Origin of the sequence: Mesorhizobium sp. 2RAF45, from assembly GCF_052115225.1 — a bacterium.
Classification (GTDB): Bacteria; Pseudomonadota; Alphaproteobacteria; order Rhizobiales; family Rhizobiaceae; genus Mesorhizobium; species Mesorhizobium jarvisii.
The window spans coordinates 106828-130026 of record NZ_JBFRGG010000014.1 but is presented as its reverse complement, the minus strand read 5'-3'; the positions used below and the strand labels follow the sequence as shown (position 1 = coordinate 130026).

General features: G+C 64.1%; 18 protein-coding genes. 11 read left to right on the top strand and 7 right to left on the bottom strand.

All coding sequences use genetic code 11. The annotated features are described in order from the left end of the window. Positions 1–18: 18 nt before the first annotated feature. Positions 19–1974, bottom strand: coding sequence for an acetate--CoA ligase (acs, locus tag AB4Z43_RS27575; RefSeq protein ID WP_441939772.1), 1956 nt, complete (start codon positions 1972–1974; stop codon positions 19–21). Positions 1975–2288: 314 nt separating this feature from the next. Here acs and AB4Z43_RS27570 point away from each other — a divergent pair, with 314 nt between their 5' ends. Beyond that, a complete protein-coding gene (locus tag AB4Z43_RS27570; protein ID WP_019861862.1) occupies positions 2289–2561 on the top strand; it encodes an usg protein in 273 nt (90 codons plus the stop codon). Positions 2562–2845: 284 nt separating this feature from the next. Here AB4Z43_RS27570 and AB4Z43_RS27565 read toward each other — a convergent pair whose 3' ends face one another. From AB4Z43_RS27565 to AB4Z43_RS27555, 3 genes are read right to left on the bottom strand one after another with little or no spacing between them, the layout of a single operon-like run. After that, on the bottom strand, positions 2846–3880 hold the full coding sequence (locus AB4Z43_RS27565) for an aldo/keto reductase (protein WP_019861861.1): 1035 nt from the start codon (positions 3878–3880) through the stop codon (positions 2846–2848). A gap of 44 nt (positions 3881–3924) precedes the next feature. Next, positions 3925–5205 carry an SGNH/GDSL hydrolase family protein gene (locus AB4Z43_RS27560; protein WP_019861859.1) on the bottom strand — a complete coding sequence of 427 codons (1281 nt, stop codon included), beginning with the start codon at positions 5203–5205 and terminating at the stop codon, positions 3925–3927. A 60-nt stretch (positions 5206–5265) separates the two neighbouring features. Continuing rightward, positions 5266–6459 (bottom strand): MFS transporter, encoded by a 1194-nt coding sequence (locus AB4Z43_RS27555; RefSeq protein ID WP_027047510.1) that lies wholly within the window; start codon positions 6457–6459, stop codon positions 5266–5268. Positions 6460–6584: 125 nt separating this feature from the next. Between AB4Z43_RS27555 and AB4Z43_RS27550 the strand changes: the two genes are divergently transcribed. After that, positions 6585–7490, top strand: coding sequence for a LysR family transcriptional regulator (locus AB4Z43_RS27550; RefSeq protein WP_441939769.1), 906 nt, complete (start codon positions 6585–6587; stop codon positions 7488–7490). A 126-nt stretch (positions 7491–7616) separates the two neighbouring features. Beyond that, entirely contained in the window at positions 7617–8333 is a 717-nt protein-coding gene (locus AB4Z43_RS27545; RefSeq protein ID WP_441939767.1) for a neutral zinc metallopeptidase, read from the top strand. A gap of 156 nt (positions 8334–8489) precedes the next feature. Here the strand turns inward: AB4Z43_RS27545 and AB4Z43_RS27540 are convergent, their stop codons facing one another. Further along, positions 8490–9539: an aldo/keto reductase gene (locus AB4Z43_RS27540; RefSeq protein WP_032932138.1), complete on the bottom strand. Its 1050-nt coding sequence runs from the start codon at positions 9537–9539 to the stop codon at positions 8490–8492. Between the two features lie 110 nt (positions 9540–9649). Further along, a complete protein-coding gene (locus tag AB4Z43_RS27535; RefSeq protein WP_032932137.1) occupies positions 9650–10312 on the bottom strand; it encodes a YggS family pyridoxal phosphate-dependent enzyme in 663 nt (220 codons plus the stop codon). A gap of 156 nt (positions 10313–10468) precedes the next feature. Between AB4Z43_RS27535 and leuS the strand changes: the two genes are divergently transcribed. From leuS to AB4Z43_RS27520, 3 genes are all read left to right on the top strand, one after another. After that, positions 10469–13096 (top strand): leucine--tRNA ligase, encoded by a 2628-nt coding sequence (gene leuS, locus AB4Z43_RS27530; protein WP_038650359.1) that lies wholly within the window; start codon positions 10469–10471, stop codon positions 13094–13096. Continuing rightward, positions 13083–13652: an LPS assembly lipoprotein LptE gene (gene lptE, locus AB4Z43_RS27525; protein WP_441939764.1), complete on the top strand. Its 570-nt coding sequence runs from the start codon at positions 13083–13085 to the stop codon at positions 13650–13652. Before leuS ends, lptE begins: the two co-directional genes overlap by 14 nt. Positions 13653–13908: 256 nt before the next feature. Next, positions 13909–16494: a DNA translocase FtsK gene (locus tag AB4Z43_RS27520; RefSeq protein WP_441939762.1), complete on the top strand. Its 2586-nt coding sequence runs from the start codon at positions 13909–13911 to the stop codon at positions 16492–16494. A gap of 88 nt (positions 16495–16582) precedes the next feature. Here the strand turns inward: AB4Z43_RS27520 and fsa are convergent, their stop codons facing one another. Further along, positions 16583–17239, bottom strand: a complete 657-nt coding sequence (gene fsa / locus AB4Z43_RS27515) for a fructose-6-phosphate aldolase (RefSeq protein ID WP_019861850.1) — start codon at positions 17237–17239, stop codon at positions 16583–16585. 91 nt (positions 17240–17330) lie between these two features. Between fsa and AB4Z43_RS27510 the strand changes: the two genes are divergently transcribed. The 5 genes from AB4Z43_RS27510 to atpA all read left to right on the top strand — a co-directional run bounded on the left by AB4Z43_RS27510 (position 17331) and on the right by atpA (position 23169). Beyond that, a complete protein-coding gene (locus tag AB4Z43_RS27510) occupies positions 17331–19514 on the top strand; it encodes a primosomal protein N' (RefSeq protein ID WP_441939760.1) in 2184 nt (727 codons plus the stop codon). 50 nt (positions 19515–19564) lie between these two features. Next, positions 19565–20260 (top strand): aspartate/glutamate racemase family protein, encoded by a 696-nt coding sequence (locus AB4Z43_RS27505; protein WP_064981316.1) that lies wholly within the window; start codon positions 19565–19567, stop codon positions 20258–20260. A 177-nt stretch (positions 20261–20437) separates the two neighbouring features. After that, positions 20438–20833, top strand: coding sequence for an AGROH133_08824 family phage infection protein (locus tag AB4Z43_RS27500; protein WP_064981315.1), 396 nt, complete (start codon positions 20438–20440; stop codon positions 20831–20833). A 246-nt stretch (positions 20834–21079) separates the two neighbouring features. Continuing rightward, complete coding sequence (locus tag AB4Z43_RS27495; RefSeq protein ID WP_064981313.1) at positions 21080–21640, top strand: F0F1 ATP synthase subunit delta; 561 nt, start codon at positions 21080–21082, stop codon at positions 21638–21640. Then, positions 21640–23169, top strand: a complete 1530-nt coding sequence (gene atpA / locus AB4Z43_RS27490) for a F0F1 ATP synthase subunit alpha (RefSeq protein ID WP_019861845.1) — start codon at positions 21640–21642, stop codon at positions 23167–23169. The genes AB4Z43_RS27495 and atpA overlap by 1 nt, the downstream gene beginning before the upstream one ends. Positions 23170–23199 lie beyond the last annotated feature (30 nt).

Here is a 23199-nt window from a genome sequence, read left to right as displayed (position 1 = left end):
ACCTTCGACCAGTCGTTTTCAGCCCTTCTTGTTCTGCCGGTTGGCGATGAGATCGTCAACGACGGCCGGATCGGCGAGCGTCGAGGTGTCGCCAAGGGTGGCAAAATCGTCCTCGGCGATCTTGCGCAGGATGCGGCGCATGATCTTGCCGGAACGCGTCTTGGGCAGGCCGGGGGCGAACTGGATCTTGTCGGGCGAAGCGATTGCGCCGATCTCCTTGCGGACATGGGCGATGAGCTCCTTGCGCAACTCCTCGGTCGGCCCCACCCCCTTCATCAAGGTGACATAGCTGTAGATACCCTGGCCCTTGATGTCGTGGGGATAGCCGACGACGGCGGCCTCCGACACCTTGTCATGGCTGACCAGCGCCGATTCGACCTCGGCCGTGCCCATGCGGTGGCCGGAGACGTTGATGACGTCGTCGACGCGACCGGTGATCCAGTAGTAGCCGTCGGCGTCGCGGCGGCAGCCGTCACCGGTGAAGTACTTGCCCTTGTAGGTGGAGAAATAGGTCTGCACGAAGCGGTCATGGTCTCCATAGACGGTGCGCATCTGGCCCGGCCAGGAATCGGTGATGCAGAGATTGCCGTCGGCGGCTCCTTCCAGCACCTTGCCTTCTCCGTCGACCAGCTGCGGCTTGACGCCGAAGAAGGGCCGCGTCGCGGAGCCTGCCTTGAGGTCGGTGGCGCCCGGCAGCGGCGTGATCAGGATGCCGCCGGTCTCGGTCTGCCACCAAGTGTCGACGATCGGCACCTTGCCGTTGCCGACGACGTTGAAATACCACTCCCAGGCTTCCGGGTTGATCGGCTCGCCGACCGAACCGAGCACGCGCAGCGATTTGCGCGAGGTCTTCGTCACCGGGTCGTTGCCGGCGCCCATCAGCGCGCGCAGCGCGGTCGGGGCGGTGTAGAAGATGTTGACCTTGTGCTTGTCGATGACTTCCCAGAAACGCGACTGCGACGGGTAGTTCGGCACGCCCTCGAACATCAGCGTGGTGGCGCCGTTGGCGAGCGGGCCATAGACGATGTAGCTGTGGCCGGTGACCCAGCCGACATCGGCGGTGCACCAGTAGATATCGCCGTCATGGTAGTCGAAGACATATTGGTGGGTCATCGACGCATAGACGAGATAGCCGGCGGTGGTGTGCAGCACGCCCTTCGGCTTGCCGGTCGAGCCTGAGGTGTAAAGGATGAACAGCGGGTCTTCCGCCTTCATCTTCTCGGGCTTGCACTCGGCTTTCACCGTCGCGACCTCGTCGTGATACCAGAGGTCGCGGCCTGGCGCCCAGCCGATCTTGCCGCCGGTGCGGCGCACGACGAGGACGTTCTTCACCATGACGAAGTTCTTCGCGGCGATGTCGATCGCCTTGTCGGTGTTCTCCTTCAGCGGAATCGACTTGCCGCCGCGCAGGCCTTCATCCGACGTAATGACGAAGGTCGATTCGCAGTCGACGATGCGGCCGGCCAGCGCATCGGGCGAGAAGCCCCCGAAGACGATCGAATGGATGGCGCCGATACGCGTGCAGGCCAGCATCGCGTAGGCGGCTTCCGGGATCATCGGCATGTAGATGGTGACGCGGTCGCCCTTCTTGACGCCGTGCTTCTTCATCACATTGGCGAGCCGGCAGACATGCTCGTAGAGCTCGTTATAGGTGATCTTCTTGTCGTCGTAGGGGTTGTCGCCTTCCCAGATGATGGCGGTCTGGTAGCCGCGCTTCTTCAGATGGCGGTCGATGCAGTTGTAGGAAACATTGGTCAGCCCGTCCTCGAACCATTTGATCGAGACCTTGCCGTCGAAGGAGGTGTTCTTGACCTTGCTGAACGGCTTGAACCAGTCGATGCGCTTGCCGTGCTTGCCCCAGAACTTGTCCGGGCTCTTGATGCTGTCGGCATACCATTTCAGGTAAGTGTCGTTGTCGATCAGCGCATTCTTCTTCCACGCCGGCTGGACGCGATGGACATGAACCTCGGACATTCCTGACTTTCCTCCCAAACCATACGCCGGCTTGAACCGCCGGCGGGATCGCGGCGAAGCGGCCGCGAATTCGGCGGCATTATTACCAGTTCCGGCGTTACGGCAATATTAGACGTTGGGTTTGCGTGGCGGGATGCCGCAGGGGCACGGGCTCGCGTTGTCAGCACTCAGGTTAGCTCGCTGCTAACTGTATGTTTTCGCGTCGAAAAGCCTGTTTCGATCAGGAAAAATCAATAGACAGTTAAGCAACGGCGCGCACAATCTGACGTTGGGAGGAAAGGAGATTCAACCAAGGGACCGCCAAGGGGGCAGCAATGCGCGACCATGCCGAAATGGACCTGATGCTCAAAGGCTATGGCCTGACCACGGCCAAGATTCTTTATCATTTCCCCGATCATCCGCATCTCCTGCAGAGCTTCATCTGGCAGGACTACGACATCGCTCCGACGTTTCCGGTGCTGATCAAATTCATCGAATTCTGGAAGGCCAAGCTGGATGGACCGCTGCACTCGGTTGTCTACACCCACCAGAAGCTGATCGCGCCGAATGAATGGCGCAAGGTGGATGGCGAGTTCGTACTGCATTAAGGCGCAGAAGTGTTGACGGAGTGCTTGCGTGATGTATCGCATGCGTTGGTGGTTAGCGGAAATGCGCCCATCGTTTCGTCATCCTCGGGCCTGACCCGAGGATCCATGCCGTGATCTTTGCCGTGGAGTGCAACGGAGCAGAATTCTGCACCGTTGCAACGCCTTGAAGTCGCGGCATGGATCCTAGGGTCTCCGCGACGGAGTTGCGCTCCTGCTTCGCCCTAGGATGACGAACCTCCGAGACCGTGGCCAACTACCAGCGCTTGCGCTGACTCAGCCGGCGCTCAAACGGCCGGCGGGTTCAGCCTGGCGAAACCTTCCTGGCGGCGATAGGGGAAATACGGGTAGGGCGCAGTCACTTCGCTTGCGGCGTCGAGTTTCTTCACCTGCTCCGGCGTCAGCGACCAACCGACGGCGCCGAGGTTCTGGCGCAGTTGCTCCTCGTTGCGGGCGCCGATGATGACGGAGGAAACGGTCGGGCGCTGCAACAGCCAGTTGATGGCGATCTGCGGCACGGTCCTCCCGGTTTCCTGCGCCACCGCGTCCAGCGCATCCATCACCCGGTAGAGATGTTCGTCCTCGACCGGCGGGCCAAAGCTTGCGGTGTCATGCAGCCGGCTCTTTTCCGGCAGAGGCTGGCCACGGCGAATCTTGCCGGTCAGCCGCCCCCAGCCGAGCGGGCTCCACACCAGCGCGCCGACGCCCTGGTCGAGGCCGAGCGGCATCAGTTCCCACTCATAGTCGCGGCCGACCAGCGAATAGTAGACCTGGTGCGCGACATAGCGCGGATAGCCGTGCCTGTCGGCTTGCGCCAGCGACTTCATCACCTGCCAGCCGGAGAAATTGGAGACGCCGACATAGCGCAGCTTGCCGGAACGCACGAGCTCATCCAGTGTCGACAGCACTTCCTCGATCGGCGTCCCGGCATCGAAGGCATGCAGTTGCAACAGGTCGATGTAGTCGGTGCCGAGGCGCTTCAGCGCGGCGTCCACGGATTTGATCAGGCGCGAACGCGAGGAGCCGTAATCGGCCGGCCCGTCGCCCATCGGCAAGGACGTCTTGGTCGAGATCAGCACGGCATCGCGCCGGCCCTTGATGGCTTCGCCGAGCACCTCTTCGGAGGCGCCGTTCGAATAGACGTCGGCGGTGTCGAATAGATTGACGCCGGCCTCGAGGCAGATGTCGACCAGCCGCCGCGCTTCCTTGGCGTCGCTGTTGCCCCAGGCGCCGAACAGCGGGCCGGAGCCGCCAAAGGTTCCCGCGCCGAAGGAGAGTGCGGGCACTTTCAGGCCCGACGCGCCGAGACGTCGATAGTCCATGATTTTGTCCTTTCAATTGCTGGATGAAGTCAGTTGCCGGCTGCTCAATTCTTGATCAGTTGGCCGAGATCGATGGCCGCGGCCATGGCCCGGTTTCCCTTGTCGCCCGGATGGAGGTGGTCGCCGGAATCGAACTCCGGCAGCAGGCGTGTCGGGTGCACGGGATCGCGGAGCAGCAGGTCGAAGTCGACGACCGCATCGAAGGCACCGCTGGTTCTGATCCAGTTGTTGACCTTCTGGCGCAACGCTTCTTTTTCAGGCGTGTAGTAGGCATCGAGCGGCGTGCCGCTCAGCGCGCCCTCAAAGGGCGTCAACGTGCCGCCGACGATGATCAGATTATGGGCGTGGGCCTGGGCTGCGAGTTGCAGGTATCCAGTGGTGAGTGCCGCCAGAGAGGGCAGGGATTTCTCAGGTGCGAATGGCGTGCCGGGCCAGCTGATATCGTTGATGCCGATGAGCAGGATGACCGCCTTGACGCCGGGCTGAGCCAGCACATCACGGTCGAAGCGGGCCGAAGCCTTCACGCCCATCGCATCATCCAGCAGCCGCGCTCCGGATATGCCTGCGTTAAGCACCGACACGTGCTTCGAGACGAGACGCTCGGCGAGGACGTCCGGCCACCGGTTGTCGGCGTCCAGCGTGGCGCCGTTGCCGTCGGTGATCGAATCGCCGATGGCGATCACGGCGCCATCATTTGCCGGCGCATCGACCAGGATCTCGCTGACCAAGGTACGCGCGTCGGTGGTCTGCGCGGTTGCGATGGTTTCGGAAGCCGTCTGGTTGCCGTCGCCGATATAGGCGGTCTGCTTACCGTCCCAATGGAAGGTGGAGATTGGTGTGGGCTGCGGCAGATAGACCGATATCGAAAGGCGGCTCAAGGCGTCGAGGGGCAATTCCACCGGATCGCTGACCAAAGGCGCGCCTGCCGGAACTGTTGCCTTTGCCTGACCGCCGAATGTGACGGCACGATCGGTGCCGGCGGTGATTTTCGAGTCCTCGCCAGCTCTCGCCGCACGTATTTCGCCGATCTGGATCGGCACTTTTGAATACTCGTTCGACAGGACGATGCGGAACCGCCTGCCGCCAACGCTGGTCCTGACCGTCTGGCGTATGGTCTGGTTCTCAAGCTTTGGCATCATTTTCACCGGCAAGGCAAAATCGGTCCCCCATGTCGGTTGAGGGCTGGCCGTCCAGGTGCCCACCCAGTCCTGTTTCTCGCCGGCAATTGCCGGGCTGACCATCGACGAAGCCGCCAACGCGAGCGCGCCGAGCGTCAGGCGCGTTGCCAGAAGGGCGACGGTGGTGCGGTGGATCGGAAGTGTCATAGGTTCTCCTCTCGGTCTCGTTTCGGGGCGTCTGTCGACGGGTCGATATCGGTGCTGCCATCACTTCATGGAGACGGTGCCGGCAGCAGCCGGGATCAGCCGCTCTTCATGTCTGTCGAGGCGCAGCGCCAATCCCGCCACGGCGAGTGCCGCGACCGGCAGCAAAGCGGCGACCCAGGTGAGCGAACCCAGCCCAAGGCCATGGGCGATGACCGCGCCGCCGAGCCAGGCGCCGGCGGCATTGCCGAGATTGAAGGCGGCGATGTTGAAGGAGGAGGCGAGGCTCTGGCCGGCGCCTTGCGCCTTGTCCAGCACCCACATCTGCAGCGGCGCCACGGTGCCGAAGGCGGCGGCCCCCAGCAGGCCGACATAGATGACGGCCAGGACCTGGCTGTGGATGGCGAAGCTCATGGTCGCCAGCACCACGGCCAGCGCCACGAGACTGCCCAGCACGGCCGGCACCAGCCAGCGGTCGGCAACCTTGCCGCCGGCGAGGTTGCCGGCGATGAGGCCGCCGCCGAAGACGAGCAGGATCGGCGACACGGTCGCTTCCTTGAAGCCGCTGATCTCGGTCAACAGCGGGGCAATGTAGGTGAAGACGGCGAAGACGCCGGCATAGCCGAGCACGGTGGTGGCGAGGCCGAGCAGCACCGGCGTGCGGCGCAGCACGGCGAGATCGGCGCGCAGGTCGCTCTTTTCGGGTGCTGCCTGGCTGTGCGGCACCAGGGCCAGGATGACGGCAAAGGCCGCTAGGCCGACCAAGGTCACCGCCCAGAAGGTCGCGCGCCAGCCAAAGGCCTGGCCGAGCCAGGTGCCGAAGGGTACGCCGAGGATGTTGGCGATGGTCAGCCCCGTGAACATCAGCGCGATCGCCGATGCCTTCTTGTTGGGCGCGACCAGGCCGGTGGCGACGACAGAACCGACGCCGAAGAAGGTGCCATGGGCAAAGGCGGTGACGATGCGAGCGCCCATCAGAGTCCAATAATCGGGCGCCAGCGCACAGGCGAGATTGCCCAGCGTGAAGATCGCCATCAGTACCAGCAGCACGGTCTTGCGCGGCCAGTTGCCGGTGGCGATGGTGAGCAGCGGTGCGCCGATGACGACGCCCAGCGCATAGCCCGAAATGAGCTGGCCGGCGGCCGAGATCGAGACGCCGAAATCCTTGCTGACGTCGATGAGCAGACCCATGATGACGAATTCGGTGACGCCGATGCCAAAGGCACCGGCGGCGAGGGCGTAGAGAGCAAGAGGCATGATGGTTCCCACTTTGGCGACGAAGAGCGCCTTGTCCAAACCGCGCTCCGAGCCGAAAGATCGTGTCGCCATGCACTGTGAACCAGACTTGTGTTCGGCACATTTACTGTGAAATAGATTCACAAATGGCCAGACCCGATATCAACCGCTCCGGCGAGATCGAAGTGTTCGTGCGCGTTGTCGAGGCCGGTAGCTTCTCGGCGGCTGCGCGCGCGCTGCGCATGACGCCATCAGCCGTCAGCAAGCTGATCGCGCGTCTGGAAGCCCGGCTCGGCGCGCGGCTGGTCAGCCGCTCGACACGCAAGCTGCAGCTGACGCCGGAGGGAACGGCATTCTACGACAGCGGATTGCGTATCCTGTCCGATATGGCCGCGGCCGAGCGCGAGGCCGCGGCGGGTGCCGCACCGCGCGGGCGGCTGCGCGTCAACACCTACGTGCCCTTCGGCGTGCACCGGCTGATCCCGCTCCTGCCGCGCTTCCTTGAACGCTATCCCGAAATTTCGGTCGATCTGGTGCTGACCGACAGCGTCATCGACCTGATGGCCGAACGCGCCGATGTGGCCATCCGCGCCGGGCCGCTCGGCGAATCGCGGCTGGTGGCGCGCAAACTTGGGCAAAGCCCGGTGGTGGTGGTTGCGGCCCCGTCCTATATCGAAGCGCAGGGAAAACCGCTGACGCCGGCCGACCTCGATGGGCATAACCGCATGGGCTTCGGCTTCGTCCGGCATATCGATGGCTGGCCGTTTGTCGACGCTGAAGGCCGCGCGGTCATGGTCCCGATCACCGGCAACACGCTGGTCAGCGACGGCGAGGCGATGCGGCTGATGACACTGGCCGGAGCCGGCATCTCCCGGCTGGCGCGCTGGCATGTCGCGGCCGATATCGCTGCCGGGCGGCTGGTGGCACTGCTGGAGGATTTCAATCCGGGCGACGAGGAGGCGACCCACGCCGTCTATGTCGGCCAGGGCCGGCATCTGCCGGCGCGGGTCCGGGCCTTTCTCGATTTTCTGGCCGAGACCGTGCGGCTGTGAGGAAACGCAGGTTTTCAAGGTCCGTTCGACAACCCGACAGGGGCGGGATATGGAATCCCCGTCCGTTCATCATCACGGGCGCCTCGCGCCCAGGCACGGAGCGCGTTGGCATTCAGGAGGCGTGAATTGGTCCGCTCGTCCTTGGTCACGGCATCCCTGCTTGCCATCGTGACATGGCTGCATGCTCCGACGATCTGCGAGGCTGCCGAGGCCGCCCCACCTGCCGCGAACGCCAGCGATGACGACGTCAAGCAACTGCTCTCTGTGGTTCTGGCGGAAACGGAGCATTTCTGGGGCGCCACCTTCAAAGCTGGCGGATCGACCTATGAGGAGCCCAAGCTGGTGCTGTTCACCGGCTCCATCGCCACCGCATGCGGTGCTGTTTCAGGGACATCATACTGCGCGGCCGACCACAGAATTTATCTCGATCCGGCGTTTCCCGGGCTTCGAGAGATTGGGTCGACCGGTGACTTCGCCAAGGCGCTGATTCTCGCCCGAGAAGTTGGGCACCATGTGCAGAATATCTCCGAAGTTCCACACCCTGATGTAACCGACGGCAACCAGCAAGCCGCGATCATCCGATCGGAACAGGTCGAGCTCCAGGCCGATTGTTTTGCAGGACTGTGGAGCCGCTATGTCTGGGATCAGCACCTGCTTGAAGATACCGATCTGACGCAGGCCAGGGGGCTCCTTCGAGCTCTCGGAGACGATCAACCCGCCAACGCCTCAAGAAATTCGACGGCGAAGAGGTACGGCACCTCGGAACAGAGGATCCGCTGGTTTGATCGAGGCCTTGCCGGAAAAGCGATCGCGGACTGCAACACGTTTGCCGATCCGCTTTGATGCCGACCCACCCGTCGCCCTGCCGGGCGAGTTGCGCCATTACTGGCCGATAGACTTCGAGGCGTTCCTGATCGCGCGGCCCTGGCGAAGCGCGAAAAGGCCGCGCGTCCGAAGGGACGCGCGGCCCTTTGGAAATCGCGTCGTGTCGGAGACGGACTACCCCTTCGCCACGAACGGCGCCGGGCGACGGCCGGCCGCCTGGCGCTCCAGCATCCAGCCGGGATATTCGGACGGCAGCGCGCTGACCTCGTCGAGCCTGGCGAGATCGTCCGCGTCGAGCTTTACTCCCGTCGCGGCAAGGTTCTGTTCGAGCTGGTCCATGCGGCTTGCACCGATGATGACGCTCATCACGAAGGGCTTGGCCAGGACATAGCCGAGCGCCACCGTGGCAACGCTGACGTCATGCTTCCCGGCAATCTCGCGCATGACGGCGACGGCCGCCCAGGCGCGGTCCTCGTTGACCGGAGGGAAGTTGAAGGATGCGCGGCGGCCCTCGCCATTGCCCGGCGCGCCAGGACCGTACTTGCCGGAAAGCAGGCCGCCCGCCATCGGCGACCACACCATCAGGCCGAGTTTTTCTTCGCTGATGAGCGGCACGATCTCGCGCTCGAGGTCGCGTCCGGCGATCGAATAATAGGACTGGATGGTCTCGAAGCGGGCGAAGCCCTTGCGGTCGGCGATGCCGAGCGCCTTGGCGATGCGCCATGCCGCCCAGTTGGAAACGCCGACATAGCGGACCTTGCCGCTGGCAACGAGGTCGTCCAGCGCCCGCAGCGTCTCGTCGATCGGCGTCACCGCGTCGGTACCGTGCAGCTGATAGAGATCAATATGGTCGAGCTGCAGCCGTTCGAGGCTGGCATCGACCGAATCCATGATGTGGCCGCGCGAGGAGCCACGCTCGTTCGGACCCTGGCCCATGGTGCCATGCACCTTGGTGGCGATGACGACATCCGAACGTTTGACGCCGAGGTCCCTGAGCGACTGGCCGAGCAGGCGCTCGGACTCACCGAAGGAGTAGACGTCGGCCGTGTCGAAGAAATTGACGCCGGCGGCGATCGAGCGGCCGACGATCTCGTTGACGCCCTTCTGGTCGAGGCTGGCGATCAGGCCCCATTGGGCATTCTGGCCGGCGGCGCCGAAAGTCATGGTGCCGAGGCACAGTTCGGAGACGAACATCCCCGTATTTCCAAGCTGGTTGTAACGCATGGCGAAGGCTCCAGGAGAAATGTGTGATGACACAAAACAAATAGGAACGGAACGTTTCGTTTCCAGCCGTGGCCCCACCGGCTTGCCGAACTGGCCCAAAGGCGTGCGTATCAGCGGCTGCCGAAGATCGCCGAGCCTACCCTGACGCTGGTGGCGCCGAAGGCGATGGCCGTCTCGTAGTCGCCGGACATGCCCATCGACAGTTTGGCGACGCCGGCCTCGCGAGCAAGCTTTTCCAGCAGGGCGAAATGCGGGCCGGGGTTCTCGTCGGCCGGCGGGATGCACATAAGCCCTTCGATGGCGAGGCCGTGGACATCGCGGCAGCGGGCAACGAAGGCGATCGCGGCGCGCGGCTCGATGCCGGCCTTCTGCGGCTCGGAGCCGGTGTTGACCTGGACATAGAGTTTTGGCGCGCGGCCTTGCCTGGCGATTTCCTTGGCGAGTTCGGCGGCGATTTTCTCGCGGTCGACCGTCTCGATGACGTCGAACAGCGCCACCGCCTCCTTGGCCTTGTTCGACTGCAGCGGACCGATGAGATGCAATTCGATATCGGCGAAGGCCTGCTTCAGATCAGGCCATTTGCCTTGCGCTTCCTGCACGCGGTTCTCGCCGAAGACCCGTTGGCCGGCCTCGATCACTGGCCGGATGTCGGCGGCGTCAAAGGTCTTGGAGACGGCCACCAGCGTCACCGCGCCGGCCTCGCGGCGGGCTTCCCGCTCGGCGGCGGCGATCTTCGCCTTGACCGCGAAAAACTGCTGAACGGTGTCACCCATGTGCAAATCCCGCTGTTTTGACCCGCGTTTTTAGCCGCTGCGATGCCCATATGGTTGACGGGTTTGCCAAACCATGGTGAACACCCGGACCACATTCCTTGGACCGCCGGGCCAGTCGCCCGCGGTTCGCGCCTGCTTTTAAGTGAAAAACGTCCCATGGCAACCGAACGATACAATCCGCGCGCGTCAGAACCCAAATGGCAGAAGGCCTGGGCCGAAAAGAAGCTGTTCGAAGCGCACAATGACGATCCGCGCCCGAAATACTACGTGCTCGAGATGTTCCCCTATCCGTCGGGGAAGATCCACATCGGCCACACCCGCAACTACACGATGGGCGACGTGGTGGCGCGCTACAAGCGGGCCAAGGGTTTCAATGTGCTGCACCCGATGGGCTGGGACGCTTTCGGCATGCCGGCCGAGAACGCGGCGATGCAGAACAAGGTCCATCCCAAGGAATGGACCTACCAGAACATCGCCACCATGCGCGAGCAGCTCAAGGTCATGGGCCTGTCGCTGGACTGGGCGCGCGAATTCGCGACCTGCGACGTCGACTACTACCACCGCCAGCAGATGCTGTTCCTCGATTTCGTCGAGAAGGGGCTGGTGACGCGCAAATCCTCGAAGGTCAACTGGGACCCGGAGGACATGACCGTGCTCGCCAACGAGCAGGTCATCGACGGTCGCGGCTGGCGCTCCGGCGCGCTGGTCGAACAGCGCGAGCTGACGCAGTGGTTCTTCAAGATCACCGACTTTGCGCAGGACCTGCTGGATTCGCTCGAAGGCCTCGACGAATGGCCCGAAAAAGTGAAGCTGATGCAGCAGAACTGGATCGGCCGTTCGGAAGGCCTGCTGATCCGCTGGCCTCTGGCCTCTGACGTTGCCGGCGAACATGAGCTGGAAGTCTACACGACGCGGCCCGATACCATTTTCGGCGCCTCCTTCATGGCTGTCGCCGCCGATCATCCGCTGGCCAAGAAGGCCGCCGAGACCAATCCGGCGCTGGCGAAGTTCATCGACGAAGTCCGCCATATGGGCACTTCGGTGGCCGCACTAGAGACGGCCGAGAAGAAGGGCTTCGACACCGGCATCCGTGTCGTCCATCCCTTCGACGACAGCTGGACGCTGCCTGTCTACGTCGCCAATTTCGTGCTGATGGAATACGGCACCGGCGCCATATTCGGCTGCCCGTCCGGCGACCAGCGCGACCTCGACTTCGCCAACAAATACGGCTTGCCGGTGATCCCGGTGGTGATGCCGGAGGGCGGCGATGCGAAGTCGTTCCAGATCACGGAAGAAGCGTATGTCGACGACGGCGTGATGATCAATTCGCGCTTCCTCGACGGCATGACGCCGGACCGCGCCTTCGACGAAGTGGCGAAGCTGCTGGAGCAGAAGACGATCGGCAACCGGCCTATGGCCGAGCGCAAGGTGAATTTCCGCCTGCGCGACTGGGGCATTTCGCGTCAGCGCTACTGGGGCTGCCCGATCCCGATGATCCATTGCGAGGATTGCGGCGTGGTGCCGGTGCCGAAGGCCGACCTGCCGGTCAAGCTGCCCGACGATGTCGATTTCGACCGGCCGGGCAACCCGCTCGACCGGCATCCGACCTGGCGGCATGTGAAGTGCCCGCAATGCGGCAGGGATGCGCGGCGCGAGACCGACACGATGGACACGTTCGTCGATTCGTCCTGGTATTTTGCCCGCTTCACCGCGCCCTGGGCCAATGAGCCGACCGAGCCCAAGGCCGCCGACGACTGGCTGGCGGTCGACCAGTATATTGGCGGCATCGAGCACGCGATCCTGCACCTGCTCTATTCGCGCTTCTTCACCCGCGCCATGCGCGCGACCGGGCATCTCGACCTTGCCGAGCCGTTCAAGGGCCTGTTCACGCAAGGCATGGTGGTGCACGAGACCTACCGCGTCGGTGGCGCCTCGAACAATGGCCGCTGGCTGTCGCCGGCTGAGGTCAGGATCGAGGATGCCGAAGGCAAGCGCCGCGCCATCGAGATCGCCACCGGCGAAGAGGCGGCGATCGGCTCGCTCGAAAAGATGTCGAAGTCGAAGAAGAACACGGTCAGCCCGGAAGACATCACCGACGGCTACGGCGCCGACACCGCGCGCTGGCTCATGCTGTCGGATTCGCCGCCCGAGGGCGACGTCGAGTGGACCGACGATGGCGCCGCCGGCGCGCATCGCTTCATGCAGCGCATCTGGCGCCTGGTGTCTACGGCAGCCGAAACGCTGGCAGGCGTCGAGCCCGTGGCGGCCAATTCCGGCGAGGCTGCAGCGGTCTCCAAAGCCGCGCACAAGATCCTGAAGGCGGTCGGCGAGGACATCGAGAAGCTCGGCTTCAACCGTGCCATCGCCCGCATCTATGAACTGGCCAATGTGCTGACAACGCCGCTCAACCAGGTAGCGGAAGGCAAGGCCGATCCGGCACTGCAGGGCGCCTGCCGCGAGGCGGTGGAGATCCTGGTGCATCTGATCGCGCCTGTCATGCCGCATCTGGCCGAAGAGTGCTGGGAGACGCTCGGCGGCACCGATCTGGTCGCCGAACGGCCATGGCCGGTCTTCGACCCGGCGCTGGTCGTCGACAACGAAGTGACCTATCCAGTGCAGGTCAACGGCAAGAAGCGGGGGGATTTGACAATTGCTCGCGACGCGGACCAAGGTGCGGTCGAAAAAGCGGTACTGGCTCTCGACTTCGTGCAGAAAGCACTCGAAGGTAAGGCTCCGCGCAAGGTGATCATCGTGCCGCAGAGGATCGTCAATGTCGTTGCCTGATCGGGAAAAGACAGAGCTGAGCCGTCTGCTGCGCCGCGTGGCGCTTGTCGGCTCGCTGGCGCTGGTTTCGGCCTGCACGGTGCACCCGCTCTATTCCAACGCGCCGTTGTCGACGGGCGCGAGCGCCAATGCCGAGCTGGCGTCGATCGCCATCAAGCCGGTCAGGACGCGTTATGCCCAGCAGGTGCGCAACAATCTGATCTTCGGCTTCGGGCGGGGTGCCGGCGAACCGGCGTCGCCGCTCTATTCGCTTACTCTCAGCGTGACCGAAGCTGTTGAATCCTCGGCCCTCGTGCAGGTCGGCACCGATGAGGACGAGCCGACCGCCGGCTCGGTGACGCTGACCGCCAACTATACGCTGACCGATGCGAAAAGCGGCGCAGTGATCACCGTCGGCAAGCGCTCGATTACCTCTTCATTCGACAGGCCGCGCCAGGAATTTGCCTCGTACAGGGCGCAGATCGATGCCGAGAACCGCGCCGCGCGCGAACTGGCCGAGGCGCTGCAGCTGTCCATCGCCCAGGATCTGGTCCGGCACGGGAAGGCGGCCAGCTAGCGCCACCTTCTTTTCAGGGAAAACGCTGCCTCGATCCTGGTGCACGGCTCGCTTCGCGATGGCCGAGGGTTCTCTTTTTAACTCGAAGCATGTGCATGAGTGGACGATCGTGGGGTGACGATCATCGGCTCGAATCCGGCTCGTGCGCCATCGCCGCGAAAGATACATTTCGGCCGCTCCAAAAGCGCTCACGGGAAGCAACTGTTAACCACTCGCTCCCTATTGCTCAGCTGACGTTTCAGAGTGAGTCTTGAGAATGGAATCCAAGCGTTTTCCTCGGGTCAATTCATTGAAGTCAGCTTCGCCCGATGACCCCGAGGGAAAGCGTTTCAGCGGCATGAGCGGCAAGGTGGAAAGCCAGCCGCCCGGCGCGACCACGGGCGGCAATTTCCCGCCACCTGTCGATCTCGTCGGCAACGAAAGCCCCGCCTGGCAGGAGTATTTCTTCCTGGCGCCCAATGTGCGGTTTACCCGCACGCCGGACTACGAAGCCAATCCGCGCCATCCGCGCCAGATCACCTCCGAGCAAGGCGAACCGCCGGCGCCGCCGGCGCGGCAAGCCGTCGCACAGCCTGCCGCGGCTGCGCCGTCGTCAGGGGTCTCGTCCCCGTCATTGCCGGCGGCGATGAAAAGCCGGAACGCCGCTCTGGAAGCCGCCCGGCCGCCCGCCGGCAACAAAGCCGTGATGCATGAAAGATCACCGGCCTCCGTTCCGCCAAGGCATGCCAACGAAAAGGCGCGGACGGTTGTGACGGCCGGTCCGAGGACCGCAGCGCCGGTACGGGCACCCGCACCGGCCGCGTCTGCCCAGGGAACGGTGGCGCCGGTCAAGACGACTGGCCGTGAAACCGTCCGCTGGCCCTATCTGTCGGATCACGTCTTCTTCGAGCTCATGGCGCCCTACATGATCGAAGGTTCGTCGCAGACGTCGCGAGCCGTCCCGGTCCCGCGCGCCGCCGCGCCAGTTGCCGCCGGTCGGATCGATGTCCGCGCCGCGCCCTCGGCCGACCCGACCGCGTCGTTCCGCGTCATCGACTGGCTTCCAGGCCAGCAAGCCCCTGCCGCTTTGCCGGATGTCCGGCCGGCCAACTCCAACGAAGCGGCGGTTCAGCCGGCGGCGGGTGGTGTGCCGAAGCGAGCCCAGGCGCGGGTCGCAGCCCCTGCCGTCGCGGGTGATGCCGCTCCGGTGCAAATCGCACAAGGCGCCGAGGAGACCGTACAGGTTCCGGCCGCGCGCCCCTCGTCGCCGCTGCCTTTGGCCGGCAAGATCGTGCCGGCCACGACAGGCGAGGCGTACGAACTTCCCTCGGAAGAGCTGCTGCAGCAGCCGCCGGAAGGGCAGGGTTTCTATATGTCGCAGGAGCGGCTCGAGCAGAATGCCGATCTCCTGGAGAGCGTGCTCGAGGATTTCGGCGTGCGCGGCGAGATCATCCACGTTCGCCCAGGTCCGGTCGTCACTCTCTATGAGTTCGAGCCGGCGCCGGGCGTCAAATCGTCCCGCGTCATCGGTCTTGCCGATGATATCGCCCGCTCCATGTCGGCGATTTCGGCGCGCGTCGCCGTCGTGCCCGGCCGCAACGTCATCGGCATCGAGCTGCCGAACGAGACGCGAGAGACCGTCTATTTCCGCGAACTGATCGAATCGCAGGGCTTCCGCAAGACCAGCTGCAAGCTGGCGCTTTGCCTCGGCAAGACGATCGGCGGCGAGCCCGTCATCGCCGAACTGGCGAAGATGCCGCATCTGCTCGTCGCCGGCACCACCGGTTCCGGCAAGTCTGTCGCCATCAACACCATGATCCTGTCGCTGCTCTACCGGCTGAAGCCGGAAGAATGCCGGCTGATCATGGTCGATCCGAAGATGCTGGAACTCTCCGTCTATGATGGCATCCCGCATCTTCTGACGCCCGTCGTCACCGATCCCAAGAAGGCCGTCACCGCACTCAAATGGGCGGTGCGCGAGATGGAGGACCGCTATCGCAAGATGGCACGGCTCGGCGTGCGCAACATCGACGGCTACAACGAGCGCGCCGCCCAAGCCCGCGACAAGGGCGAGGCGGTCGTCATGACGGTGCAGACCGGCTTCGAAAAGGGCACCGGCGAGCCGCTGTTCGAGCAGCAGGAAATCGATCTTGCGCCGATGCCTTACATCGTCGTCATCGTCGACGAGATGGCCGACCTGATGATGGTCGCCGGCAAGGAGATCGAAGGCGCCATCCAGCGCCTGGCGCAGATGGCGCGCGCGGCCGGCATCCATCTGATCATGGCAACGCAGCGCCCCTCGGTCGATGTCATCACCGGCACGATCAAGGCCAACTTCCCGACCCGAATTTCCTTCCAGGTCACCTCCAAGATCGACAGCCGCACCATCCTGGGCGAGCAGGGCGCCGAGCAGCTGCTCGGCCAGGGCGACATGCTGCACATGATGGGGGGCGGGCGGATATCACGCGTGCACGGCCCATTCGTCTCCGACGCGGAGGTCGAGCATGTCGTGGCGCATCTGAAGGCGCAGGGCCGCCCGGAATATCTGGAGACCGTGACCGCCGACGAGGACGAGGAAGAGGTCGAGGACGACCAGGGCGCGGTCTTCGACAAGGGATCGGTCGCGGCCGAGGACGGCGATTCCAGCTATGACGAAGCGGTCAAGGTGGTGGTGCGCGACAAGAAGTGTTCGACGTCCTACACTCAGCGCCGGCTCGGCATTGGCTACAACCGCGCCGCCTCCCTGGTCGAGCGCATGGAGAAGGAAGGTCTGGTCGGCGCGCCCAACCATGTCGGCAAGCGCGAAATCATCATGGGCCGGCGCCCGCAGGCAGCCGCGGCCGACGACGACGGCACGGAATGATCGGCGGTCCTTTCGGCGATCGGGCTTCTTGCGACGCGTAATAAAAAACGCCGGTCGCCCGGCCTTTTCTCATTGAAGCAGTGCGATCTCAGCCGATCTTCTGGCCGGTCTTGGCCCAATCTGCGAGGAACTGTTCCAGGCCCTTGTCGGTCAGCGGGTGCTTGACCAGCGCCTTCAGCGTCGCCGGCGGCGCGGTGATGACGTCGGCGCCGATCAGGGCCGCCTGCTTGACGTGGTTCACCGTGCGCACCGATGCGGTCAGGATCTCGGTCTGGAAGTCGTAATTGTCGTAGATCTGGCGGATCTCCTGGATCAGCTCCATCCCGTCCGAGCCGGTGTCGTCGATGCGGCCGACGAAGGGCGAGATGAACGAGGCGCCGGCCTTGGCGGCGAGCAGCGCCTGATTCGCCGAGAAGCACAGCGTGACGTTGACCATGCGGTTCATCTGGGTGCGGATCGTCTTGCAGGCCTTCAGGCCGTCCAGCGTCAGCGGCACCTTGATGCAGACATTGGGCGCGATCTTGGCCAGCACCTCGGCCTCCGCCATCATGTCCTTGTATTCGGTCGCCACGACTTCGGCCGAGACCGGGCCGGCGACGATATCGCAGATCTGCTTGGTGACGTCGGCGATCTTGCCGCCGGATTTGAGAATCAGCGACGGATTGGTGGTGACGCCGTCGAGCAGCCCCAGATCGTTCAGCTCACGGATATCCTTGATGTCGGCGGTGTCGACAAAAAATTTCATGGCGGGTCTCCTGACGATTTCGTCGTGCCTGGGAAGGCACGTTCAGCGTTGCTCTTTGATCTAGACCAAAGTCGGGGCAAGGTCACGCCTCATGATCGAAGATTCGCCCTTTGTCGCAGCCGCACCGGTGCTGGTGCCGATGCCTGCCGAACGCCCCTACACCTATGCCGTGCCGGCCGGCATGCGCGTCGTGCCAGGGTCGATCGTGCGCGTGCCGCTCGGGCCGCGCCAGGTTACCGGCATCGTCTGGGATGGCGCGGTCGAGACTGTCGACGCGAAAAAACTGCGCCCGATCGAACAGGTCTTCGACTGCCCGCCGATCGACCGTTCGATGCGCCGTTTCGTCGACTGGGTGGCGCAATACACGCTGTCGGCGCCGGGCATGGTGGCGCGCATGCTGCTCAGAGCGCCGGAGGCCTTTGACCCGGAGCCCTGGATCGAGGGATTGCAGCGCACGCTTATCGTTCCCGACCGGATGACGGATGCGCGGGCGCGCGTGCTGGAAACGGCCGAAGGCGGGCTGGCCTGGACGCGGTCGGGCCTCGCGCATGCGGCCGGTGTGTCGTCGACGGTGATCGAGGGGCTGAAGGCGCAAGGCGTGTTCGAGACGGTGATGATCCCGCCGCGCCCGGTCGTGGCAGCACCTGATCCGAGCTATGCCGTGCCGGAATTGATGCCGGACCAGAGCGACGCCGCATCGATGCTGCGCGCCAATGTCGCGGCCGGCGCCTTCAACGTCGCGCTGCTCGACGGCGTCACCGGGTCTGGCAAGACGGAGGTCTATTTCGAGGCGGTGGCGGCGGCGCTCGACCAGGGCAAGCAGGTGCTGATCCTTTTGCCGGAAATTGCGCTGACCCACGCTTTCCTCGAACGCTTCCAGCAGCGCTTCGGCGCCAAGCCGGGCGAATGGCATTCCGACCTGCCGCCCAGGATGCGCGAAAAAGTCTGGCGGCAGGTGGCGGAAGGCACGGTGCGCGTCGTTGCCGGCGCGCGCTCGGCGCTGTTCCTGCCGTTCAAGGAGCTTGGCCTGATCGTCGTCGACGAAGAGCACGACCCTGCCTACAAGCAGGAGGACCGTGTCTTCTACAATGCGCGCGACATGGCGGTGGTGCGCGGCCATATTGGCGGCTTTCCGGTGGTGCTGGCGTCGGCGACGCCTTCGGTCGAGAGCCGCGTCAATGCGAGCCAAGGCAAGTACAACAGGGCCATCCTTTCCGCCCGCTTCGCCGAGGCGGCGCTGCCGCAGCTGAAGTCGATCGACTTGCGGCGCGCGCCACCGGCGCGTGGCGGCTTCCTGTCTCCGGTGCTGATCGACCATATGCGCAAGACGCTGGAGAAGAAGGAACAGTCGCTCCTGTTCCTCAACCGGCGCGGCTATGCGCCGCTGACGCTGTGCCGCGTCTGCGGCCACCGTTTCGGCTGCCCGGTCTGTTCGGCCTGGCTGGTCGAGCATCGCTTTCGAGGCCAACTGGTCTGCCATCATTGCGGGCACAATGAGCGCCGCCCCGAAGCCTGCCCGGAATGCGGTACGCTCGACCATCTGGTCGCCTGCGGCCCGGGTGTCGAGCGCATCGCCGAGGAGGTCGTCACGCATTTCCCCGATGCGCGCACCATCGTCTTGTCGTCCGACCTGATGGGCGGGGTGCGGCGGCTGCGGCTGGAACTGGAAGCGATCGCCGATGGCGAGGCCGATATCGTCATCGGCACGCAGCTCGTGGCCAAGGGCCACAATTTTCCCAACATGACGCTGGTCGGCGTCGTCGATGCCGATCTCGGTCTTGCCAATGGCGATCCGCGCGCCGCCGAGCGCACCTTCCAGCTGCTCAGCCAGGTGACCGGCCGCGCCGGCCGCACCGGCAAGAAGAGCCTCGGCCTGCTGCAGACTTTCCAGCCCGACCATCCGGTGATGCGGGCGATCGTCTCGGGCGATGCCGAGGCTTTTTACGAGCGCGAGATCGCCGAGCGGGAGCGGGCGGCCCTGCCGCCCTTCGGCCGGTTGGCCGGCGTCATCGTCAGCGCGGTGACGCGAGCGGAAGCGGAAGGGCATGCACGCGGCCTGCGCCGCGCTGCGCCCGAGGCGTCGGACCTGTTCGTGCTGGGGCCGGCGGAAGCGCCGCTCTCCCTACTCGGCGGTCGCCATAGGTTCCGCCTGCTGATCCAGGGCGAACGGCGCGCCGACATGCAAGGATTTATCCGCACCATGCTGGCCAATGGGCCGAAGCAGCGCGGCTCGGTCCGGGTGCAGGTCGACATCGACCCGCAGAGCTTTTTGTAAGGTCGCCATATCGGCGATAGGCTGCTGGCCAGCGAGAAACGGAAGATCACATGAAAACCCTTGGCTTGCTCGGCGGCATGAGCTGGGAATCGACCGCCATCTACTATCGCCTGCTCAACGAGATCGTGCGCGATCGCCTTGGCGGGCTGCATTCGGCGAAGCTGCTGCTCTGGTCGTTCGACTTCGCCGAGATCGCCGAGCGGCAGCATCATGGCGATTGGGACGGCGCCGGCGTGCTTCTGATTGATGCCGCGCGCAAGCTGGAGGCGGGCGGCGCGGAGGGTCTGGTTCTGTGCACCAACACCATGCACAGACTGGCTGACCAGGTGCAGGCGGCGGTGTCGATCCCCTTGATCCATATCGCTGACGCCACGGCGGCGGCGATCAAGCGCACCGGCATGCAGCGCCCGGCGCTGCTGGCGACGCGCTTCACCATGGAGCAGGATTTCTACAAGGGCCGGCTTGCCGACAAATACGGCCTCTCGCCAGTGGTGCCCGATACGGCCGGGCGCGACATGGTGCATCGCGTCATCTATGAGGAGCTCTGCCAAGGCATCGTCACCGAAGCCTCGAAGGCGGCTTATATCGAAGAGGCCGAACGCCTGCGCCGCGACGAGGCCGCCGACAGCATCATCATGGGCTGCACCGAGATCACCATGCTGATCGGACAGGACGATTTCGACATTCCGGTATTCGACACGACACGCATCCATGCCGAGGCGGCGGTGGAATTCGCGCTCGGTTGACGCGCTCTCTTTTGATTTTGACGCAATTCCTTAGGGAAAACGCTGCGCGTTTTTCCCGGGAGAACCGTTTCACACTTTTCCTGGCATTGCTTTGAAAGTGCCTGATGCCATCTGGCGCGGCGCTTTTCCTCGGCTAGAATGCCCGGAATTTCAAAACAGGCATTTCGAGGGGACACAATGGACTTTGCGCTTCCATGGCCGACGAGCCAGGGCGAATGGCTGGCCTGGTCGAGCGCAGTCTTCACCGTGCTGCTCGGCCTTCTGTTTTTCCTGGCACCCAGCCTGGCCTTCCGCATCCTGCGCCTGCAGGCGAAGCCGGAGAAAGCGGCGGCGATCGCCGAGGGGCGTGGCCGGATGTCGGGCTTCTATCTCGGCGTCGGCCTGTGCTGCATCCTCTTGGCGCAGCCGCTGGTTTACATGGCGCTCGGCTTCTCCTGGCTGTTCACGGCCTTCGGCCGGCTGCTGTCGATGATGTCGGATGGCGCCAATACACCTTTCAATTGGGTTTCCATTGTGGTGGAATTGGTCCTGGCGGCGTTGCCGCTTGCCTTTGCCTTCGGCTTTGTGCCTTGAATCGCTAGCTATTCCGTGGCGCGAGGCGAGACTCTTTCGCCGGATGCGACAATAGTGCCTGAAAAGCATGCGGAACGACGCATTGCGGTCTTAAAATGCCTGTGCTAGACGGCAATCGACTTTCGGCCGGGGATAGCGGAAGCCGCGCCTCCGTGCTTGAAAAAATGCAGTAAGGTCAAAGATTTAGCCAGAGTTTTTGCTCGCGCCAACAATCTGCGGCCTGTCAGACAAGAGAAAAGACGGTCCGTGGCCCAATCGTCATCGCCAATCTCAGGTGTCGCAGAACGCTACGCGGGTTCGCTGTTCGAACTCGCCCTGCAGGCAAATTCCGTGGCCAAGGTCGAGTCCGACCTCAACAGTTTCGAGGCGATGCTGGCTGGCAGTTCCGACCTGACCCGGCTGATCAACAGCCCGGTGTTCTCCAGCGAGGAGCAGGCCAAGGCCATCGCGGCGATCGCCGACAAGGCTGGGATCACCGGCCTCACCGGTAATTTCCTGCGCGTCGTCGCCCGCAATCGCCGGCTCTTCGCCGTGCCCGGCATGATCAAGGCGTTCCGCCAGATCGCCGCCGAGCATCGTGGCGAGACCGCTGCTGAAGTGACGTCGGCTCATGAGCTGACGGCTGCCCAGCAGACCGAACTCAAGGCGGCGCTGAAAAGTGTTGCCGGCAAGGACGTGGCCATTTCCGTCACCGTCGATCCGTCGCTGCTCGGCGGGCTGGTGGTCAAGATGGGCTCGCGCCAGATCGATACGTCGCTCAAAACCAAACTCAATTCGCTCAAGCTTGCACTGAAAGAGGTCGGCTGATGGACATCCGCGCCGCGGAAATTTCCGCAATTCTGAAAGACCAGATCAAGAATTTCGGCAAGGAGGCCGAGGTCTCCGAAGTTGGACAGGTGCTGTCCGTCGGTGACGGTATCGCCCGCGTCTACGGCCTCGACAATGTCCAGGCCGGCGAGATGGTCGAATTCCCCGGCGGCATCCGCGGCATGGCGCTCAACCTCGAAGCCGACAATGTCGGCGTCGTCATCTTCGGCGCCGACCGCGACATCAAGGAAGGCGACACCGTCAAGCGCACCGGCGCCATCGTCGACGTTCCGGTCGGTCCGGGCCTGCTCGGCCGCGTCGTCGACGCGCTCGGCAATCCGATCGACGGCAAGGGCCCGATCAAGGCGACCGAACGCAAGCGCGTCGACGTCAAGGCGCCCGGTATCATCCCGCGCAAGTCGGTGCATGAGCCGATGTCGACCGGCCTCAAGGCCATCGATGCGCTGATCCCGGTCGGCCGTGGCCAGCGCGAGCTGGTCATCGGCGACCGTCAGACCGGCAAGACCGCCATCATCCTCGACACGATGCTCAACCAGAAGTCGGTGCACGACAACGGCCCCGAGAAGGAAAAGCTCTACTGCGTCTATGTCGCCGTCGGCCAGAAGCGCTCGACCGTCGCGCAGTTCGTCAAGGTGCTGGAAGAGCGCGGCGCGCTCGAATATTCGATCATCGTCGCCGCCACCGCTTCCGATCCGGCGCCGATGCAGTTCCTGGCGCCGTTCGCCGGCTGCACCATGGGCGAGTATTTCCGCGACAATGGCATGCATGCGCTGATCAGCTACGACGATCTGTCGAAGCAGGCCGTCGCCTATCGCCAGATGTCGCTGCTCCTGCGCCGCCCGCCGGGCCGCGAAGCCTATCCGGGCGACGTCTTCTATCTGCACTCGCGCCTGCTCGAGCGCGCCGCCAAGCTCAATGACGATCTGGGCAATGGCTCGCTGACGGCGCTGCCAGTCATCGAAACGCAGGCCAACGACGTGTCGGCCTACATCCCGACCAACGTGATCTCGATCACCGACGGCCAGATCTTCCTCGAAACCAACCTGTTCTTCCAGGGCATCCGTCCGGCCGTCAACGTCGGTCTGTCGGTGTCGCGCGTCGGTTCCTCGGCGCAGATCAAGGCGATGAAGCAGGTTGCCGGCTCGATCAAGGGCGAGCTCGCGCAGTACCGCGAAATGGCGGCCTTCGCGCAGTTCGGCTCGGATCTCGACGCCGCCACGCAGCGCCTGCTCAACCGCGGATCGCGCCTGACCGAACTCCTGAAGCAGCCGCAGTTCTCGCCGCTGAAGACGGAAGAGCAGGTCGCGGTGATCTTCGCCGGCGTCAACGGCTATCTCGACAAGCTGCCGGTCAACCAGGTCGGCAAGTTCGAGCATGGCCTGCTCAGCCACATGCGTGCGGCGGGCAAGGACGTTCTCGACGCCATTCGCAAGGAAAAGGCGCTGTCGGACGATCTGCGCGCCAAGCTGAAGGCAGAGATCGACGCTTTCGCCAAGACCTTCGCCTGAGCGAAGCGACAAGACGGGATCAGGTTTGAA

Excerpts from the sequence above, each read along its gene's own strand:
- AB4Z43_RS27520 (WP_441939762.1), top strand. The coding sequence starts at position 13,909 with ATGGAATCCAAGCGTTTTCCTCGGGTCAATTCATTGAAGTCAGCTTCG.
- AB4Z43_RS27560 (WP_019861859.1), bottom strand. The coding sequence starts at position 5,205 with ATGACACTTCCGATCCACCGCACCACCGTCGCCCTTCTGGCAACGCGC.
- AB4Z43_RS27500 (WP_064981315.1), top strand. The coding sequence starts at position 20,438 with ATGGACTTTGCGCTTCCATGGCCGACGAGCCAGGGCGAATGGCTGGCC.
- leuS (WP_038650359.1), top strand. The coding sequence starts at position 10,469 with ATGGCAACCGAACGATACAATCCGCGCGCGTCAGAACCCAAATGGCAG.
- lptE (WP_441939764.1), top strand. The coding sequence starts at position 13,083 with ATGTCGTTGCCTGATCGGGAAAAGACAGAGCTGAGCCGTCTGCTGCGC.
- AB4Z43_RS27550 (WP_441939769.1), top strand. The coding sequence starts at position 6,585 with ATGGCCAGACCCGATATCAACCGCTCCGGCGAGATCGAAGTGTTCGTG.
- AB4Z43_RS27505 (WP_064981316.1), top strand. The coding sequence starts at position 19,565 with ATGAAAACCCTTGGCTTGCTCGGCGGCATGAGCTGGGAATCGACCGCC.
- AB4Z43_RS27565 (WP_019861861.1), bottom strand. The coding sequence starts at position 3,880 with ATGGACTATCGACGTCTCGGCGCGTCGGGCCTGAAAGTGCCCGCACTC.
- acs (WP_441939772.1), bottom strand. The coding sequence starts at position 1,974 with ATGTCCGAGGTTCATGTCCATCGCGTCCAGCCGGCGTGGAAGAAGAAT.
- AB4Z43_RS27570 (WP_019861862.1), top strand. The coding sequence starts at position 2,289 with ATGCGCGACCATGCCGAAATGGACCTGATGCTCAAAGGCTATGGCCTG.
- AB4Z43_RS27540 (WP_032932138.1), bottom strand. The coding sequence starts at position 9,539 with ATGCGTTACAACCAGCTTGGAAATACGGGGATGTTCGTCTCCGAACTG.
- AB4Z43_RS27510 (WP_441939760.1), top strand. The coding sequence starts at position 17,331 with ATGATCGAAGATTCGCCCTTTGTCGCAGCCGCACCGGTGCTGGTGCCG.
- AB4Z43_RS27535 (WP_032932137.1), bottom strand. The coding sequence starts at position 10,312 with ATGGGTGACACCGTTCAGCAGTTTTTCGCGGTCAAGGCGAAGATCGCC.
- fsa (WP_019861850.1), bottom strand. The coding sequence starts at position 17,239 with ATGAAATTTTTTGTCGACACCGCCGACATCAAGGATATCCGTGAGCTG.
- AB4Z43_RS27555 (WP_027047510.1), bottom strand. The coding sequence starts at position 6,459 with ATGCCTCTTGCTCTCTACGCCCTCGCCGCCGGTGCCTTTGGCATCGGC.
- atpA (WP_019861845.1), top strand. The coding sequence starts at position 21,640 with ATGGACATCCGCGCCGCGGAAATTTCCGCAATTCTGAAAGACCAGATC.